At 61.8% G+C, this 15,845-nt stretch carries 12 protein-coding genes; 6 read left to right on the top strand and 6 right to left on the bottom strand.

Annotated features, from left to right (window positions below; translation table 11 throughout):
* Positions 1-97 precede the first annotated feature (97 nt).
* On the bottom strand, positions 98-754 hold the full coding sequence (locus tag BMY45_RS23130) for a histidinol-phosphatase (RefSeq protein WP_092402003.1): 657 nt from the start codon (positions 752-754) through the stop codon (positions 98-100).
* Between the two features lie 143 nt (positions 755-897).
* Between BMY45_RS23130 and BMY45_RS23125 the strand changes: the two genes are divergently transcribed.
* Together BMY45_RS23125 and ptsP are read left to right on the top strand one after the other, a co-directional pair.
* Complete coding sequence (locus BMY45_RS23125) at positions 898-1,377, top strand: RNA pyrophosphohydrolase (protein WP_003186867.1); 480 nt, start codon at positions 898-900, stop codon at positions 1,375-1,377.
* A 22-nt stretch (positions 1,378-1,399) separates the two neighbouring features.
* On the top strand, positions 1,400-3,679 hold the full coding sequence (ptsP, locus tag BMY45_RS23120; RefSeq protein ID WP_092402000.1) for a phosphoenolpyruvate--protein phosphotransferase: 2,280 nt from the start codon (positions 1,400-1,402) through the stop codon (positions 3,677-3,679).
* Positions 3,680-3,811: 132 nt separating this feature from the next.
* Here the strand turns inward: ptsP and BMY45_RS23115 are convergent, their stop codons facing one another.
* Positions 3,812-4,558: an NRDE family protein gene (locus BMY45_RS23115; protein ID WP_092401997.1), complete on the bottom strand. Its 747-nt coding sequence runs from the start codon at positions 4,556-4,558 to the stop codon at positions 3,812-3,814.
* Between the two features lie 152 nt (positions 4,559-4,710).
* On the opposite strand from BMY45_RS23115, the gene BMY45_RS23110 reads away from it, so the two are divergent.
* The 3 genes from BMY45_RS23110 to BMY45_RS23100 all read left to right on the top strand — a co-directional run bounded on the left by BMY45_RS23110 (position 4,711) and on the right by BMY45_RS23100 (position 7,391).
* Positions 4,711-5,493 carry a sulfite exporter TauE/SafE family protein gene (locus BMY45_RS23110; protein ID WP_092401994.1) on the top strand — a complete coding sequence of 261 codons (783 nt, stop codon included), beginning with the start codon at positions 4,711-4,713 and terminating at the stop codon, positions 5,491-5,493.
* 68 nt (positions 5,494-5,561) lie between these two features.
* Positions 5,562-6,371 (top strand): prolipoprotein diacylglyceryl transferase, encoded by an 810-nt coding sequence (lgt, locus tag BMY45_RS23105; RefSeq protein ID WP_076383259.1) that lies wholly within the window; start codon positions 5,562-5,564, stop codon positions 6,369-6,371.
* A gap of 48 nt (positions 6,372-6,419) precedes the next feature.
* A complete protein-coding gene (locus tag BMY45_RS23100) occupies positions 6,420-7,391 on the top strand; it encodes a thymidylate synthase (protein WP_092401991.1) in 972 nt (323 codons plus the stop codon).
* A gap of 141 nt (positions 7,392-7,532) precedes the next feature.
* Here the strand turns inward: BMY45_RS23100 and cadR are convergent, their stop codons facing one another.
* The gene (gene cadR / locus BMY45_RS23090; protein ID WP_092401985.1) at positions 7,533-7,979 is read right to left on the bottom strand and encodes a Cd(II)/Pb(II)-responsive transcriptional regulator; all 447 of its coding nucleotides are present in this window, start codon (positions 7,977-7,979) and stop codon (positions 7,533-7,535) included.
* A gap of 86 nt (positions 7,980-8,065) precedes the next feature.
* Here cadR and BMY45_RS23085 point away from each other — a divergent pair, with 86 nt between their 5' ends.
* Entirely contained in the window at positions 8,066-10,285 is a 2,220-nt protein-coding gene (locus BMY45_RS23085; protein ID WP_092401982.1) for a heavy metal translocating P-type ATPase, read from the top strand.
* 109 nt (positions 10,286-10,394) lie between these two features.
* On the opposite strand, the gene BMY45_RS23080 is transcribed toward BMY45_RS23085, so the two are convergent.
* The 3 genes from BMY45_RS23080 to BMY45_RS23070 are packed head-to-tail and all read right to left on the bottom strand — an operon-like array spanning position 10,395 to position 15,603.
* Positions 10,395-13,442: an efflux RND transporter permease subunit gene (locus BMY45_RS23080; protein ID WP_092401979.1), complete on the bottom strand. Its 3,048-nt coding sequence runs from the start codon at positions 13,440-13,442 to the stop codon at positions 10,395-10,397.
* Positions 13,439-14,503 carry an efflux RND transporter periplasmic adaptor subunit gene (locus tag BMY45_RS23075; protein WP_092401975.1) on the bottom strand — a complete coding sequence of 355 codons (1,065 nt, stop codon included), beginning with the start codon at positions 14,501-14,503 and terminating at the stop codon, positions 13,439-13,441. Before BMY45_RS23075 ends, BMY45_RS23080 begins: the two co-directional genes overlap by 4 nt.
* Positions 14,500-15,603 (bottom strand): efflux RND transporter periplasmic adaptor subunit, encoded by a 1,104-nt coding sequence (locus tag BMY45_RS23070; RefSeq protein ID WP_092401972.1) that lies wholly within the window; start codon positions 15,601-15,603, stop codon positions 14,500-14,502. The genes BMY45_RS23075 and BMY45_RS23070 overlap by 4 nt, the downstream gene beginning before the upstream one ends.
* Positions 15,604-15,845 lie beyond the last annotated feature (242 nt).

Genomic DNA, 15,845 nt, shown 5'->3' with positions numbered 1-15,845 from the left:
AATCGAGTCGCCCCTATCGCGAGCAGGCTCGCTCCCACAGGAATTTTGTGAACAACGCACATCCCCTGTGGGAGCGAGCCTGCTCGCGATAACAATCTCAGCCGCGCAACGAAATCACCGGCCAACCCCGCTTCTCGGCCTCGGCCTTAAGATTCGGGTCCGGATCCACTGCCACCGGATGCGTCACCACCTCCAGCAATGCCAGATCGTTCATCGAATCACTATAAAAGTAGCTGCCCTCCAGCGAATGCCCGGTTTCTTCCAGCCAACGGTTCAGCCGGGTCACCTTGCCCTCGCGAAAGCACGGGACATCCGTACTGCGCCCGCTGTAGCGCCCATCGATCATTTCGCACTCGGTGGCGATCAGGGTTTCAACGCCCAGACGCTCGGCGATCGGCCCGGTGACGAAGCGATTGGTGGCGGTGATGATCACCAGCTTGTCGCCGGCCTCACGGTGCTGACTCAACAGCTCGATCGCCTGTGGCAACACAATCGGTTCGATGCAGTCGCGCATGTAGTCCAGATGCCACTGTGCCAGCACCTCCATCTCCGTGCGGCCAAGGATTTCCAGGCAAAAATTCAGGTACTCGGCGTTGTCGAGCTTGCCAGCCAGGTAATCCTGATAGAACTCATCATTACGCGCCTTGTACGTAACGGCGTCGAGGAAGCCGCGCTCACACAGGTAATCGCCCCAGGCGTGGTCACTGTCGCCGCCCAGCAAGGTGTTGTCCAAGTCGAATAAAGCCAGCCGCATTGCAGTTACTCGCTGAAGAATCTGAAGAAAGGCGTCCAGAATACGGACTTTTCACAAGAGTGCACATAAGGTAGGAAGGCTCGTTGCTGCTTTCACAACCTTTGTGGAACAATGCGGCGACATGCGTTTGCGAGGTTGTTGCCGTGATCGATCCCGATGGTTTCCGACCCAATGTGGGGATCATTCTTACGAATGATGCAGGGCAGGTGCTATGGGCTCGCCGTATCAATCAAGACGCCTGGCAGTTTCCCCAGGGTGGGATCAACCCTCAGGAGACGCCCGAAGAGGCCTTGTACCGCGAGTTGAACGAAGAAGTGGGGCTTGAGCGAGAAGATGTCGAAATACTCGCCTGCACCCGGGGCTGGTTGCGCTATCGTTTGCCGCAACGTCTGGTCAGAACGCATAGCCAACCGCTGTGCATCGGCCAGAAGCAGAAATGGTTTCTCCTGCGCCTGATCTCCAACGAGCAGCGGGTGCGGATGGATTTGACCGGTAAACCGGAGTTCGATGGCTGGCGCTGGGTCAGCTATTGGTATCCGTTGGGCCAGGTGGTGACATTCAAGCGCGAGGTATACCGACGCGCCCTCAAAGAGCTTGCCCCGCGCCTGCTGACGCGCGACTGACGACGGAGTTCGACCCCGAGCCATGCTCAATACGCTGCGCAAGATCGTCCAGGAAGTTAACTCCGCCAAGGATCTCAAGGCGGCGTTGGGGATTATTGTATTGCGCGTCAAAGAGGCCATGGGCAGCCAGGTCTGCTCGGTCTATCTGCTGGACCCAGAGACCAACCGTTTTGTGCTGATGGCCACCGAGGGCTTGAACAAGCGCTCGATCGGCAAGGTCAGCATGGCGCCCAATGAAGGTCTGGTCGGTCTGGTCGGCACGCGCGAAGAACCGCTGAACCTCGAAAATGCCGCGGATCACCCCCGCTATCGTTATTTTGCCGAGACCGGCGAAGAACGCTACGCCTCGTTCCTCGGGGCGCCGATCATCCACCACCGCCGTGTCGTCGGCGTGTTGGTCATCCAGCAAAAAGAGCGTCGCCAGTTCGACGAAGGTGAAGAAGCCTTCCTCGTGACCATGAGCGCGCAATTGGCCGGGGTTATCGCCCACGCCGAAGCCACCGGGTCGATCAGCGGCCTGGGACGCCAGGGCAAGGGCATCCAGGAAGCCAAGTTCGTCGGCGTGCCAGGGTCTCCAGGCGCGGCAGTGGGTACGGCGGTGGTCATGTTGCCTCCCGCCGACCTCGACGTAGTGCCAGACAAGACCATCAGCGATATCACCGCCGAATTGGCGCTGTTCAAGACGGCCATCGAGGGCGTGCGCGCCGACATGCGCGCCCTGTCGGCAAAACTGGCGACGCAGCTGCGCCCCGAAGAACGCGCGCTGTTCGACGTTTACCTGATGATGCTCGACGACGCCTCCCTGGGCAGCGAGGTGACCACGGTCATCAAAACCGGTCAGTGGGCCCAGGGTGCGTTGCGCCAGGTGGTGACCGACCACGTCAACCGCTTCGAACTGATGGACGACGCCTACCTGCGCGAGCGCGCCTCCGACGTCAAGGACCTCGGCCGCCGGCTGTTGGCCTACTTGCAGCAGGAACGTCAGCAGACCCTGGTCTATCCCGATAACACCATCCTGATCAGCGAAGAACTGACCCCGGCCATGCTCGGCGAGGTGCCTGAGGGCAAACTTGCGGGGCTGGTCTCGGTATTGGGCTCGGGCAACTCCCACGTCGCGATCCTGGCCCGCGCCATGGGCATTCCGACGGTCATGGGCGTGGTGGACCTGCCGTATTCAAAGGTCGACGGCATCCAGATGATCGTCGATGGCTACCACGGCGAGGTCTACACCAACCCCACCGAGTTGCTGCGCAAACAATTTGCCGATGTGGTGGAGGAAGAAAAGCAACTGTCCCTGGGCCTGGATGCGCTGCGGGACCTGCCTTGCGTGACGCTCGACGGCCACCGCATGCCGCTGTGGGTCAACACCGGCCTGCTGGCCGACGTGGCCCGGGCGCAGAAGCGCGGCGCCGAGGGCGTGGGCCTGTACCGCACCGAAGTACCTTTCATGATCAACCAGCGCTTCCCCAGCGAAAAGGAACAGCTGGCGATCTATCGCGAACAATTGGCCGCCTTCCATCCGCAACCGGTGACCATGCGCAGCCTGGACATCGGCGGGGACAAATCCCTGTCCTACTTCCCCATCAAGGAAGACAACCCGTTCCTGGGCTGGCGCGGAATACGTGTGACGCTCGACCACCCGGAAATCTTCCTGGTCCAGGCCCGCGCCATGCTCAAGGCCAGCGAAGGCCTGAATAACCTGCGCATCCTGTTGCCGATGATTTCCGGCACCCATGAGCTGGAAGAAGCCTTGCACCTGATCCACCGGGCCTGGGGCGAAGTGCGCGACGAAGGCACCGACGTGCCGATGCCGCCAGTCGGGGTGATGATCGAAATTCCGGCAGCCGTGTACCAGACCAAGGAACTGGCCCGGCAGGTGGACTTCCTGTCGGTGGGCTCTAACGACCTGACTCAATATCTGCTGGCCGTGGACCGCAACAACCCGAGGGTCGCCGACCTGTACGACTACCTGCACCCGGCGGTGCTGCAAGCCCTGCAGAACGTGGTCCGCGATGCCCATGCCGAAGGCAAGCCGGTGAGCATCTGCGGCGAAATGGCCGGGGACCCGGCGGCGGCGGTGCTGCTCATGGCGATGGGCTTTGACAGTCTGTCGATGAACGCCACCAACCTGCCGAAAGTGAAGTGGATGCTGCGTCAGATCAACCTCAGCAAGGCCCAGGAGCTGCTGGCCGAAGTGATGACGATCGATAACCCGCAGGTGATCCACAGCTCCTTGCAACTGGCGCTGAAGAACCTTGGGTTGGCGCGGATGATCAATCCGGCTTCGAACAAGACCCTCTGACATTTCAGTGCCTCCATCGCGAGCAGGCTCGCTCCCACAGTAGATCTTCAGTGACCACAAGCTTTGTGAGTGACCGAGATCCCATGTGGGAGCGAGCCTGCTCGCGATGAGGCCAGCAATGACAGCGCAAAATCAGACCTTAAGCTCAACCTCCCCCAAATGCCCCCCAAGCGGCCCAAAACTGCGCTCGACCAAATGCCGCGTCCCATCGGCATGGACAATCAGCGCGGTACTCGCTCGCGTCCCGTAAGCAGGACTGGCGATGAACACACTCGACAACAGCGTCTCGGTCGCCAGCCCCACGCCGGTGTCCGGCAGTTCGGCTACCGGGGCCGGCTGCGGGTCATTGAGCAGCGCCAACAAGGCCTGGGGCTGCGGATCGTCCAGTACCTCGACCAGCGCCGCCCGGGCCTTGAGCAGCTTGGGCCATGGTGTATTCAGCCCGGCGTTCGACAAACCGTAGACACCTTCGGCCAGTCGCTGTGGCTGGGTATCGCGGGCGTTGAAATGCCATAGCTCAGTACCATCCCCGAGCAGCAGGTTGAACCCGCCAAACTCGCTGGCACGGGGTACGACTTCGCTCAAATAATCGGCAATTGAAAGATTTCCGCTCAAAAACCGCGCCACCAGTTCGCCACGGGACTTGAAGCCCGGCGGCTGGCCCGGGTCGCGAATGTTGGTCAGGGCAGCGAAGCGGCCATCGGCGCCGACGCCAAGCCAGGTCCCCCCGGCTTCCAGATCGCGCCCGGCATGCACATCAGGGGCGTCAGGCCATTGCGCCAGGGGCAAGGTCGGGCGCGCGTAGAATTCGTCGCGGTTGGCCGCCACGATCAGCGGCTGGGAGTGTTCAGGTCGCCAGGCAAATACGATCAGGCACATCAGGTAGTCCCATTGAAAATAAAGCCGAGCACAGCTGTTGTGGGTTTCACTCTACCCAGACATCGCCCCGGCATCCATCGTCTTGAGTGGAGCCCAAGGCCATGGATCCGTTACCATGCCGCTCTTGTTTCGAGGATGGGCGAGGGACGCTGGTGGAATTTGTGCTCTATCTGCTGCTCGGCGCCTGTGCCGGCGTGCTGGCCGGACTGTTCGGCGTGGGTGGCGGAATCATCATCGTCCCGGTGCTGGTATTCAGTTTTACCTTGCAGGGCTTCGACCCACTGGTGTTGACGCACCTGGCGGTCGGCACGTCCCTGGCATCGATCATCTTCACTTCGGTCAATGCCGTGCGCGAGCACCAGCGCAAAGGCGCGGTGCGCTGGCCGATTTTTGCCTGGATGACCGTTGGCATTCTGATCGGTGCCGGTTTCGGAGCCGTCACTGCCGAAGCGATTTCCGGCCCGAACCTGCAAAAAATCATCGGCGTGTTCGCCCTGATTATCGCCGTACAGCTGGGTCTGGACTTGCGGCCCAAGGCCAGCCGCACAGTTCCGGGCAAGGTCGGGTTGACCGTGGCGGGGACGGTGATCGGCTGGGCCTCGGCGATTTTCGGCATCGGCGGCGGCTCGCTGACCGTGCCGTTCCTGACCTGGCGCAGCGTGCCGATGCAACAGGCCGTGGCGACTTCATCGGCCTGTGGGTTGCCGATTGCCCTGGTCAGTGCATTAAGTTTCATGATTCTGGGCTGGCAAGATCCGCTGCTGCCGGCTCATAGTCTCGGTTTTGTTTATTTGCCGGCGCTACTGGGCATCGCCCTGACGAGCATGGTCTTCGCCCGCTTTGGCGCGCGACTGGCCCATCGCCTGTCACCGCGCTTGCTCAAACGGCTGTTCGCCGCTTTGCTGTTCAGCGTGGGCTTGAGTTTTCTGCTCTGACGCAATCCTGGCTTAATCCCGAGGTGGCAGCGTCGCCCGGATATTGTTGACGTTTACGAGGAATATCAATGCTGCCTTACCCGCAGATCGATCCGGTGGCCCTGGCCATCGGCCCGCTGAAAATCCACTGGTACGGCCTGATGTACCTGATCGGCATCGGCGGCGCCTGGCTGCTGGCGTCGCGCCGGCTCAACCGTTTCGATCCGACCTGGAACAAGGAAAAGCTTTCGGACCTGGTGTTCTGGCTATCCATGGGCGTGATCGTCGGCGGACGCCTGGGTTACGTATTGTTCTACGACCTGAGTGCGTACCTGGCCAATCCGACGCTGATCTTCGAAGTCTGGAAGGGCGGCATGTCGTTCCACGGCGGGTTCATCGGCGTGATGCTGGCAGCGCTGTGGTTCGGTAAACGCAACAACAAATCGTTTTTCGAGCTGATGGACTTCGTCGCCCCAATGGTGCCGATTGGCCTGGGGGCCGGGCGCATCGGCAATTTCATCAACGCCGAATTGTGGGGCAAGGCCACCGACGTGCCATGGGCGATGGTCTTCCCACCGTTCAGCGACCCGGCGCAGCTACCCCGTCACCCTTCGCAGCTGTACCAGTTCGCGCTCGAAGGCGTGGCACTGTTTGCCATCCTGTGGCTGTTCTCGCGCAAGCCACGGCCGACCATGGCGGTGTCGGGCATGTTCGCGCTGTTCTACGGGATCTTCCGTTTCATCGTTGAATTCGTCCGCGTACCAGACGCCCAACTCGGCTACCTGGCGTGGAACTGGCTGACCATGGGCCAGTTGCTGTGCCTGCCGATGATCATCGGCGGCCTGGCGCTGATCTGGCTGGCCTATCATCGTGCGCCGGCTGCGGCGGCCAAGATTTAAATTCGAACCCCGGGGCGCTGGCCCCGGGTTCAAGGACACAGGTAACCCATGAAGCAATATCTCGATCTGGTGGCCCACGTCATCAAGAACGGCACCAAGCAAGCCAACCGCACGGGTGTGAACACCATCAGCTTTCCCGGCGCCATGTTGCGCTATGACTTGAAGGACGGGTTCCCGGCCATCACCACGCGCAAGATGGCCTTCAAGTCGGCCATCGGCGAGATGTGCGGTTTCCTGCGCGGCGTGAACAACGCCGCCCAATTCCGTGCTCTGGGCTGCAAGGTCTGGGATCAGAACGCCAACGAAAACGCCCAATGGCTGGCCAACCCGTTTCGCCAGGGCGAAGACGATCTGGGCGAGATCTACGGCGTGCAATGGCGCAAGTGGCCGGCCTACAAGCAGATCCCTGTGAGCAACCCGGCAGCCATCGAGCAAACCCTGGCTCAGGGTTACCGGCAGATCGCCAAGGGCGAAGAAAACGGTCAGGCCTACGTGGTGCTGTACAAAGCCATCGACCAGGTGCGCCAGTGCGTGGACACCATCATCAAGGACCCGGGCAGCCGGCGGATCCTGTTCCACGGCTGGAACTGCGCCCAGCTCGATGAAATGGCCCTTCCGCCCTGCCATTTGCTCTACCAGTTCCACCCGAATGTCGAGACCAAGGAAATTTCCCTGACCCTCTACATCCGCTCCAACGACCTGGGCCTGGGCACGCCGTTCAACCTCACCGAAGGCGCCGCGCTGCTGAGCCTGATCGGTCGCCTGACCGGCTACACGCCACGCTGGTTCACCTATTTCATCGGCGACGCCCACGTCTACGAAAACCACCTGGACATGCTCAACGAACAGCTCACCCGCGAGCCGTTCCCGATGCCCAAACTGGTGATTTCCGAGCGCGTGCCGGAGTTCGCCAAGACCGGTGTGTACCAGCCGGAGTGGCTGGAACTGGTGGAGCCGAGCGACTTCTCCCTCGAGGGCTACCAGCACCACGCGCCGATGACCGCGCCGATGGCGGTCTGAGCCGCCATTATCCCTGTGGGAGCGAGCCTGCTCGCGATGGCGCCATTACATTCAACATTGACGTTGAATGATAGGCCGCTATCGCGAGCAGGCTCGCTCCCACATTGGTTTGCATGTATTTCAAGATCGAGGCAGGGGCTCTCAATGCCCATGACTACGCCCCACATGTGAAGGCTCCACCTCCGGCACCACCGCTCCACTCACTTCCAAGCGCTGCAAGATCCCGCATTGATCCAGGTCCGGCCCTTCACCACAACGATGGCGCAGGTCGATCAGTTGTGTCTGCAAGGCCAGCAGACCGTCGATGCGCGCCTTGACGTGGTGGATGTGTTCGTCGATCAGCGCGTTGACGTTTTCGCACTGGTCCTGGGGGCTGTCACGCAGGGTCAGGAGGCTGCGGATTTCTTCCAGGGTCATGTCCAGAGTGCGGCAGTTACGGATGAACGTCAGCCGCTCGGCGTGAGCTTGGGTGTAGACACGATAATTGCCATCGCTGCGGGCCGGCTCCGGCAGCAAGCCTTCGCGCTCGTAGTAGCGAATGGTTTCGACCTGGCAGTCGGTGATTTTTGCCAGTTCGCCGATCTTCATGGCGTTGCCTCCAAAACAGATGCTTGACCCTATAGTGGCTACAGGGTCTTTACTGTGCAACAGGCACTTTTCACGGACGTAACCCGATGAGCGATTCCATTCACACCCACAAGCCCGACCACGGCCATGACCACGGGCATTCCTGCTGCTCTGCGAAAGCGGCACCGTCGGTAGTCAAGCTCGGCAAGGCCCCGACGGACGGCGCTCGGCTGAGCAGTTTTCGCATCCAGGCCATGGACTGCCCCACCGAACAGACGCTGATCCAGAACAAGCTCGGCAAACTTGAAGGTGTGCACCAACTGGAATTCAACCTGATCAACCGCGTGCTGGGCGTGACTCACGACTTGCCCAACGACTCGCCGATCATTGATGCGATCCAGTCTCTGGGCATGCAGGCCGAGCCGTTGGCCCCAGGCCAGGAAAAAGAAACCAGCGAATTGCCCGCCCAGGCCAAGCCCTGGTGGCCGCTGGCGCTGTCGGGTGTCACCGCCCTGGGTGCCGAAGTGGTCCATTTCACCAACACGGCGCCGGAGTGGGTCGTAGCGCTAATGGCGTTGGTGTCGATCCTCAGCGGCGGTCTCGGTACATACAAAAAGGGCTGGATCGCCCTGAAAAACCGCAACCTGAACATCAATGCACTGATGAGCATCGCGGTGACCGGTGCGGTGCTGATCGGCCAATGGCCGGAAGCGGCAATGGTGATGTTCCTGTTCACGGTGGCTGAACTGATCGAGGCCAAGTCCCTGGACCGCGCGCGCAACGCCATCAGCGGCCTGATGCAGATGGCCCCGGAACAAGCCACCGTGCAACAGGCCGATGGCAGCTGGCAGGTGCAAGCGGTCAAGGCCATCAACCTCGGCGCACGGGTGCGGGTTCGCCCAGGCGAACGGGTGGGTCTGGACGGGGACGTCGTTGCCGGTCGCTCCACCATCGACCAGGCGCCCATTACCGGCGAGAGCCTGCCGGTGGAAAAAACCGTGGGCGACAAGGTCTTCGCCGGCACCATCAACCAGGCCGGTGAACTGGAATACACCGTGACCGCCGCAGCCGACCACTCCACCCTGGCGCGGATCATCCACGCCGTGGAGCAGGCCCAGGGGGCTCGCGCCCCGACCCAGCGCTTCGTCGATCAGTTCTCGAAAATCTACACCCCTGCGGTGTTTGCCCTCGCCCTGGCGGTGGCAATCATCCCGCCGCTGTTCATGGGGGCGACCTGGTTCGACTGGATCTACCGGGCACTGGTGTTACTGGTGGTGGCCTGCCCATGTGCGCTGGTGATTTCCACCCCGGTGACCATCGTCAGCGGCCTCGCCGCAGCGGCGCGCAAAGGCATTCTGATCAAGGGCGGTGTGTACCTGGAAGGCGGCCACAAGCTCGATTATCTGGCCCTGGACAAGACCGGCACGATCACCCATGGCAAGCCAGTGCAGACCGACTACCTCGCGCTCGATCCGACAGTGGAAGCTGCCGCCCCCGCTTTGGCCGCCAGTCTTGCCGCCCGTTCCGACCATCCGGTCTCTCACGCGATCGCCAACGCAGCTGTGGATAACCGGCTGGCACCGCACCCTGTGGATAACTTTGCGGCGCTGCCGGGACGCGGGGTGCGCGGCGATATCAACGGCCAGACCTACCACTTGGGCAATCACCGGTTGGTGGAGGACCTGGGCCTGTGCTCCCCCGAACTCGAAGAGCAACTTTTCGCCTTGGAAAAACAAGGCAAGTCCGTGGTGCTGTTGCTCGATCACTCAGGCCCCTTGGCGCTGTTTGCCGTCGCCGACACGGTGAAGGACTCCAGCCGCGAAGCCATCCAGCAGTTGCATGAGCTGGGCATCAAGACCTTGATGCTCACCGGCGACAACGCCCATACCGCCGAGGCGATTGCCGCGCAGGTGGGCATCGATCAGGCCCGAGGCGATCTGTTGCCGGGCGACAAGCTGCAAGCCATCGAAGACCTGTATGCCTTGGGTCACCGGGTCGGCATGGTGGGCGACGGGATCAACGACGCCCCTGCCCTGGCCCGCTCGGAGATCGGCTTCGCCATGGCGGCGGCGGGCACCGACACCGCCATCGAGACCGCCGATGTTGCCCTGATGGACGATGACTTGCGCAAGATTCCGGCGTTCATCCGCCTGTCGCGGCAGACCTCTATCATCCTCAAACAGAACATCGCGTTGGCGCTGGTGATCAAGGCGATCTTTCTGGGATTCACCTTTGCCGGGGTTGCCACCATGTGGATGGCGGTGTTTGCCGACATGGGGGTGAGCTTGCTGGTGGTGTTCAATGGGTTGCGGTTGTTGCGCATGTAGAAGCTGCCGAAGGCTGCGATCTTTTGATCTTGACTCTTTCGCTCGCGACTCAATTGTCTGGGGAAAGATCGCAGCCTCGCGTTGCTCGTCAGCTCCTACGGGAGCAGCCTCATGATTTTTGCGGCTCGCGAATCTTGTACCAGGCTACATACAGCGCCGGCAGGAACAGCAATGTCAGCAGGGTGGCGATGATGATCCCGCCAATCATCGCGTAGGCCATCGGCCCCCAGAACACTTCCCGAGCAATCGGGATCATCCCCAGGCTCGCGGCCGCCGCTGTGAGCAGGATCGGCCGACGCCGATGTTCGGTGGCTTGCACCACCGCGTCCCAAGGCTCGTACCCATCACGTTCATACTCATCGATCTGGGTCACCAGGATCACCGAGTTGCGGATGATGATGCCGATCAGCGCAAGTATCCCAAGAATCGCCACAAAGCCCATGGGCGTGCCCGTCGGCACCAGCGCCAGCACCACGCCGATCAACCCCAGGGGCGCGACGCTGGCCACCAGGAACATTTTCTGCACGCTGTGCAGCTGGATCATCAGGAAGGTCGCCATCAAAAACAGCATCAGCGGCACGACGCTGGCGATCGGCCCTTGGGCTTTGCTGCTTTCTTCCACCGTCCCCCCGGTGGCGACCTTGTAGCCCGCCGGCAGGCCGGCAGCGAATTTATCGATGGCCGGTTGCAGCTGCTTCACCAGATCGGTGGGCTGGATTTCATCGCGTACCGCGGCCTTGATAGTAATGGTGGGTTTGCGGTCTCGACGCCACACCAGGGGTTGTTCCAGTTCATAGCGCACTGTGGCGAACGCCAGCAGCGGAATGGAGGTGCCGCTCGGCGTGACGATCTGCAAGTTCTGCAGGGTCTCCGGCGAACCGCGCTCGGCGTCTTCGGCACGCCCGACCACGTTGATCAGGTAAATATCGTCATTGACCTGGGTCACCGGCGAACCGCTGACGATGCTGTTCATCAGCCTGGCCACGTCTTCCGAAGACAATCCCAGTTGCCGTGCCCGGTCTTGGGCAATGTCGATACGCAGCACTTTGCCCGGCTCGTTCCAGTCATAAATGATTTCGCCGATGTGGCTGTTCTTGTCCAGTTCGCTGGCAAGTTCGATGGCGTGCTTGCGCACCTGGTCGATGTCCTTGCCGCTGACCCGGTACTGGATCGGCCGCCCTACCGGCGGGCCCATTTCCAGGGCTTGCACATAGCTGCCAATCCCGACGAAGTCCTCGCGCAGACGCTTTTGCAGGCGTTCGGTGAGGGCCGTGCGCGACTCCAGGCCCTTGCTGACGATCACCAGCTGCGCGTAGTACGGATTCTGCAACTGCTGGTCCAGCGGCAGGTAGAAACGAATCGCGCCCTCACCGATGTAGGTGCTCCAGCGCTCGATGTCCGGGTCGCCCTTGAGCGTCGCTTCCAGGCGATCAACGGCTTTGCGCGTCTCGTCCATCGAAGCGTTCTGCGGCAGGTTCAGGTCCACCAGGATTTCCGGGCGGTCCGAAGACGGGAAGAACTGGTTCTGCACAAAACGCATGCAAAACACCGCCAACACAAACAGCAGCACGGTGATGCCGATGGCCCACCAGCGATTGCGCATCGCCCACAGCAAGCCGCCATTGAACGCTCGACCGATCCGCCCCGGCTCGGCGCTGTGGGGCTTCACATTGGTGCTGAGGATATGCACGCCGATCACCGGCGCGAACAGCACCGCGACGATCCACGACACCAGCATTGCCACGGCAATCACCGCAAACAGGGTAAAGGTGTACTCGCCAGCAGAACTGGCGTTCAGGCCGATGGGCACGAACCCGGCCACGGTCACCAGGGTCCCCGTGAGCATCGGGAACGCCGTTGAGGTATAGGCAAACGTCGCGGCCTGCTCCTTGGTTTCACCTTTCTCCAGGCGCGTGACCATCATTTCCACGGTGATCATCGCGTCGTCCACCAGCAGGCCGAGGGCGATGATCAGCGCACCGAGGGAAATCCGCTGCATGGTGATGCCGCTGTATTCCATGAACACAAAGACCATCGCCAATACCAGCGGAATCGAGCAGGCCACCACCAGCCCGGCTCGTAAACCAAGGCTGATAAAGCTGACCACCAACACGATAATCACCGCCTCGAACAACGCGCTGGTGAAACCGCCGACCGCTTCCTCCACCACTTCCGCCTGGTCCGACACGGTATGCACGTCGACGCCCACTGGCAGATCGGCGGTCAGTTCGCTCATGCGCGCGTGCAGTGCCTTGCCGAATTCCTGGATGTTGCCGCCCTTCTTCATCGCAATAGCCAGGCCGATGGCCGGCGTGCCATTGAAGCGAAACATCGGGGTCGCGGGGTCGACATAACCGCGACGGATGTCAGCGATGTCGGCCAGTCGATAAAAACGATCATTGAGCCGCAGATTGACGTTGGCCAGGTCCTTTTCCGACTGGAACTGCCCGGAGGTGCGTACGGAAATCCGCTCCGGCCCGGCGTCGATCACCCCGGCGGGGGTCACTGCGTTCTGCGATTGCAGGCTCTGCACCACCTGGCGCTGATCGATGCCCAGCGCGGCGAGCTTGCGGGTCGAAAAATTCAGGTACAGGACTTCATCCTGCTCGCCCACCATCTCGACCTTGCCCAGGCCAGGTACCTCACGGATCTCGGCACGCACTTGCTCCACATAATCGCGCAACTGACGCATCGAAAGTCCGTCGCCGGTGAAGGCATAGACTGACCCGTACACATCGCCGAATTCATCGTTGAATCCCGGGCCCTGCAGGCCTTGGGGGAAGTCACCACGGATGTCGTCGATTTTCTTGCGAACCTGGTACCAGATTTCGGGGATTTCCTCGGCGCCGGTGGTATCGCGCAGGTACACGAACACCGTCGACTCCCCTGGCCGGGTGTAGCTCTTGACGTAGTCGAGGGAGTCGAGCTCTTCGAGTTTTTTCTCGATGCGGTCGGTGACCAGCTTGAGGGTTTCCTCCTGGGTCGCGCCGGGCCAACGGGTCTGGATGACCATGGTCTTGATGGTGAACGAGGGGTCTTCTTCGCGCCCCAGGTTCATGTACGAAAACACCCCCATCAACAGGGCGACGAACATTAAGTACCAGACAAACGACTGATGCCGCAGGGCCCATTCGGATAAGTTGAAAGGCCCTTTCATCGTGCGTCCTCGTCGAGTTTCACTTTCTGCCCCGGCTGGAGGCTGTTCACACCGGCGCTGACCACACGGTCGCCGGGCTTGATGCCATTGGCCACCAGCACCGAGTCGGTGGAGCGGCTGAGAATCCTCACCTCACGGGGGGAAACGGTCTGACTCTGCGGATCGACAAGCCAGATCCGCGTGATGCCATCGACCTCTTGCAACGCACTGCGTGGCAGCTCGATGCGCGGCTCGATGGTTGAGCTCAGGGTCACGCTGATGGCCGTGCCCAGGCGAAAGCCTGGCGGTGTGTCGCCCAGGGTCAGACGTGCGCGGCGCGTGCGAGTCGCACTTTGGGCCTGGGGTTCGATCTCGCGCACGGTGGCGGTCGTGCGGATGCTCGGGTCCAGTTCCCCGGCAACCTCGAACACAACATCGGCGGGTAGACGCTCCGCCAGGCCGGCCGGCAGGTCGATCACCGCCTCTTTGATGTCCGGGCGAGCCAGGGTCACCACTTGCTGGCCGGCAGTGACCACCTGCCCGGCCTCGGCATTCCAGGCCGTGACGACTGCATCGTGGTCGGTGTGCAACTGGCTGTAGTTGAGCTGGTCGCGCGCCTGCTCCACCGAGGCACGGGCCTGTTCCAGGGAAGCGGCGGTGGTTTTCAGATCAGTCTGGGCGATGTCCAATTGCGCCTGGGCACCGACACCACGGTCGAACAACTGCTGCTGGCGACGGGCATTAGCCTGGGCATTGATGTACTGCGCCTCGATCCGCGCCAGGTCGCCTTGGGCGGCGCGCAACTGGTTCTGTTGATCGGTCGGGTCAAGGGTAGCGAGCAAATCGCCCTTCTTCACTTCGGCGCCGACATCGACGTTGCGGCTGGCGATCCGTCCCGGCACGCGGAACCCCACATTGGTCTCGTAACGGGCCTGGATACTGCCCGCGAAGCGCCCAAGGGCTTGCTGGTCGAGCGCGCGAACCTCGATGGACAACACCGGGCGCACCGGCTCAGGTGGCGGCTCTTCCTTCGAGCACGCTGCCAGTAGCAAGGCAGACGAGACCATCCATAAACGCTTCATGGCTGGACTCCCGTCGGGGACTTCTCATGGGTATTTTCGGCGATCTCTACGCGCACGCCGGGATGCAGCAATTGCCCACCCGCGATGACCACTGTCTCACCCCCCTTGAGCCCGTCGCTGATGATGACCTTACCGGTGAGATACCGGCCGACGGTGACATTGTGCAACTGCGCCTTGCCTGCATCGTCCACCAGCCACACCGCAGGATCGTGAAGGTTCTTGGTCAGCGCCGACCAGGGCAGCTCCACGGCGGTCTTGCCGGCAGACTTGGCGGTGGCACTGACCACCGACCCAAGGCGCATGCCTTCGGGTAGATCGTCGAGGGTCACCTTGACCTGTACGGTGCCGGTTTCGGCGGAAACCGCCGGGGTGATCTCGCGCACCGTACCGGTGGTCTTGATGGCCGGGTTGTCCAGCAGGCTAATGACGATGGCGGGGTCCGAGGGTGGTTCACGCAACAGTGACTCGTAGATATTGAACACGGCGTCGCGCTCCCCGTCCTGGGCCAGGCTGAAGATCGGTTCCGTGGCCTGTACCACCTGGCCGACCTCCGCCTGCCGTGCCGTGATGATGCCCGGGGCCTCGGCGACCAGCGCGGTATAGCTCAGTTGTTCGCGGGCGTTGGCCAACTGGGCTTGGGCAGCGGTCAGCGCACTCTGACTGCTGCGCAGTTGCGCCTGGGCCGTGTCATATTCGCTCTGGCTGGTATAACCCTTGGGCAAGAGTTTTTGCTGGCGCACGAACGCCGCCGCACTCTGCTTGACCCGCGCCTGTTCAGCGGCCACCTGAGCCTGGGCGGAGTCGACGCGGGTCTGCAGATCCTGGGGGTCGAGCCGGGCGAGCACCTGTCGCGCCGAAACCCGGTCACCGACATCCACCTTGCGCTCGACGATCTTGCCGGCCACGCGGAACGACAGATCGGTCTGTACCCGAGCCTGGACGTCACCGGTGAGGGTCACCGACGCCGCGTATTCAGTGGGCACGGCTGCCTGCACGAAAACCCGCGGCAGGGCCTTTTCCTCGGGCGTTTCATCACCGCATCCGGCCAACAACGCACACAAGCCAAGGCCAACCAAAACTTTGCTTCGAGGACCAGCCATGCAGACTCCTTTGCGTTGTACGGACGTACCAGTGACGATACGACTGTGAGCTTAGAACAGGGTTCAACGGATGCACAGGATCACAATGGATGCGCCAATCAGGCAGACTGACGCTTTCCCTGTAGGCGCTGAGGAGCGAAGCGAGGCTGCGATCTGTCCTTGATACCGCTTGAGTTTCAAGCCGAAGGTCAAAAGATCGCAGCCTCGCTCCGCTCGACAGCTCCTACACCTCCAGGCAGCAG

Source organism: Pseudomonas sp. NFACC39-1, from assembly GCF_900110355.1.
GTDB classification, from domain to species: domain Bacteria; phylum Pseudomonadota; class Gammaproteobacteria; order Pseudomonadales; family Pseudomonadaceae; genus Aquipseudomonas; species Aquipseudomonas tehranensis.
Note: the sequence above shows the minus strand (reverse complement) of the source record. Positions and strands in the feature narration are given on the sequence as shown.

What these genes read in the sequence shown, in the direction of transcription:
- BMY45_RS23130 (WP_092402003.1), bottom strand. Translation starts at nt 754, where the DNA reads ATGCGGCTGGCTTTATTCGACTTGGACAACACCTTGCTGGGCGGCGAC.
- ptsP (WP_092402000.1), top strand. Translation starts at nt 1,400, where the DNA reads ATGCTCAATACGCTGCGCAAGATCGTCCAGGAAGTTAACTCCGCCAAG.
- BMY45_RS23115 (WP_092401997.1), bottom strand. Translation starts at nt 4,558, where the DNA reads ATGTGCCTGATCGTATTTGCCTGGCGACCTGAACACTCCCAGCCGCTG.
- lgt (WP_076383259.1), top strand. Translation starts at nt 5,562, where the DNA reads ATGCTGCCTTACCCGCAGATCGATCCGGTGGCCCTGGCCATCGGCCCG.
- BMY45_RS23100 (WP_092401991.1), top strand. Translation starts at nt 6,420, where the DNA reads ATGAAGCAATATCTCGATCTGGTGGCCCACGTCATCAAGAACGGCACC.
- cadR (WP_092401985.1), bottom strand. Translation starts at nt 7,979, where the DNA reads ATGAAGATCGGCGAACTGGCAAAAATCACCGACTGCCAGGTCGAAACC.
- BMY45_RS23085 (WP_092401982.1), top strand. Translation starts at nt 8,066, where the DNA reads ATGAGCGATTCCATTCACACCCACAAGCCCGACCACGGCCATGACCAC.
- BMY45_RS23080 (WP_092401979.1), bottom strand. Translation starts at nt 13,442, where the DNA reads ATGAAAGGGCCTTTCAACTTATCCGAATGGGCCCTGCGGCATCAGTCG.
- BMY45_RS23075 (WP_092401975.1), bottom strand. Translation starts at nt 14,503, where the DNA reads ATGAAGCGTTTATGGATGGTCTCGTCTGCCTTGCTACTGGCAGCGTGC.
- BMY45_RS23070 (WP_092401972.1), bottom strand. Translation starts at nt 15,603, where the DNA reads ATGGCTGGTCCTCGAAGCAAAGTTTTGGTTGGCCTTGGCTTGTGTGCG.